This is a genomic window from Limnospira sp. PMC 1279.21, assembly GCF_032349615.1.
Taxonomy (GTDB): Bacteria; Cyanobacteriota; Cyanobacteriia; order Cyanobacteriales; family Microcoleaceae; genus Limnospira; species Limnospira fusiformis.
The window spans coordinates 1-1,597 of sequence record NZ_JARPLU010000370.1; the positions used below are offsets into that span (position 1 = coordinate 1).

At 45.8% G+C, this 1,597-nt stretch carries 2 protein-coding genes and 1 pseudogene; 2 read left to right on the plus strand and 1 reads right to left on the minus strand.

Features of this window, described 5'->3' with window-relative positions; translation table 11 throughout:
• Window positions 1–57: 57 nt before the first annotated feature.
• A complete protein-coding gene (locus tag P5683_RS24650) occupies window positions 58–387 on the plus strand; it encodes a Uma2 family endonuclease (protein WP_006622727.1) in 330 nt (109 codons plus the stop codon).
• 422 nt (window positions 388–809) lie between these two features.
• The gene (locus P5683_RS24655) at window positions 810–1,382 is read left to right on the plus strand and encodes a Uma2 family endonuclease (RefSeq protein WP_006622725.1); all 573 of its coding nucleotides are present in this window, start codon (window positions 810–812) and stop codon (window positions 1,380–1,382) included.
• A gap of 28 nt (window positions 1,383–1,410) precedes the next feature.
• Here the strand turns inward: P5683_RS24655 and P5683_RS24660 are convergent.
• A pseudogene (locus P5683_RS24660) lies at window positions 1,411–1,597 on the minus strand (hypothetical protein); the annotation flags it as partial.

Consider the following 1,597-nt stretch of genomic DNA (forward strand, 5'->3'; position numbering starts at 1 on the left):
AGGTAGGTTGGGTGAAACCCAACACGAATTTATTTGTTAGGTTGAGTGAAACCCAACATGAATCCAAGCTACTCAACTGGGATTCCCCAGGAAGGCTGGGAGGGGTTGACGGCTGAAGAGAAACAGGGATTTTTGCCCCTGTGTCCCGATTTTGTCGTGGAATTGTGGTCTCCCAGCGATTGGTTGACTCAGTTACAGGAGAAAATGCAAGAATCTGTAGAGAATGTCACTCGTTTAGGATGGTTGATTGACCGAAGTTCTCCGACAGTCCAAATTGATCGCCCTCAGCAACCGGTGGACGTGGTTAACTCGTCGTCAAAGTTTTCAGGTGAAGGGGTTTTGCCGAGGTTGATATTGAAGTGCAATTTATGCTATATTAGAACCTGAAACTAGATCAAAATTTATAAACGGTAAAACAATGGATCTTAAAGCTGCTTCGCTATGGGGAGCAGTCATAGGGCTATTGCTGGGGGTGGCGATACTTCTTTGGTTAGATGTTACCGAGGGACAATATGTATTAGCTGGGCTTGTTTTTACAGTATTGGGGGGCTTAATTATGGGTTTGTGTGTCTCGTTGGGAATCCTAATCTCTCAAAGTGTTATAGCTAATGGGATGTGGTTTTTTTGGACATTGGCAGGGCTGGCTGATTCTTTTATTCCTGTGTTATTCAATGGTTTTAGGTGGTGTTTAAGACCACTATTTATAATTAGATTAACAATCTTGCCTACAATATAGCGTGTATCATTCACCCGGGTATCAACTTTGTTTATCCACGTATACCTTGACCCTCACATATACTTTTCCCTTAATGAACAGCTTAACTATAAATACGGACGCACTCCATCTTGACGACGAGCAGTTTTTCCAACTTTGTCAGGATAACCGCGACTTACAATTTGAACGCAACGCTAACGGAACCCTGATTATTATGCCCCCTACTGGTGGTGAAACCGGACACCGTAATTTTGAACTCTGTTTAGAATTGGGATTGTGGAATCGTCAGACGCAAGGGGGAATCGCCTTTGACTCCTCAACAGGGTTCAAACTCCCCAATGGAGCCAACCGTTCCCCCGATGCAGCTTGGATTCCCCTGGAACGCTGGGAGGGGTTGACGGCTGAAGAGAAACAGGGATTTTTGCCCCTGTGTCCCGATTTTGTGGTGGAATTGCGTTCTCCCAGCGATTCGTTGACTCAGTTGCAGGAGAAAATGCAAGAATATGTGGAGAATGGCACTCGTTTAGGATGGTTGATTGACCCCAGTTCTCGGATAGTCCACATTTATCGCCCTCAGCAACCGGTGGAGGTGGTTAACTCGCCGCCAGAGTTGTCGGGTGAGGGGGTTTTGCCGGGGTTGATCTTGAACTGCGATCGCCTCTGGTAAGCTGGGTCAATAGGAGAGTCTGAGGAGTCTAACACAAATCGCTGCCAACGGTATTCACATTGTATTTATCTTCTGTCACTCTCGGAGAAGCCTTGCGTTTTCTGAATCCCAGCCGGGTAGGTTGTGTGAAACCCAACATAAATCCATTTTGTAGGTTGTGTGAAACCCAGAAAGTAGGTTGTGTGAAACCCAACACGAATTTATTTGTTGGGTTG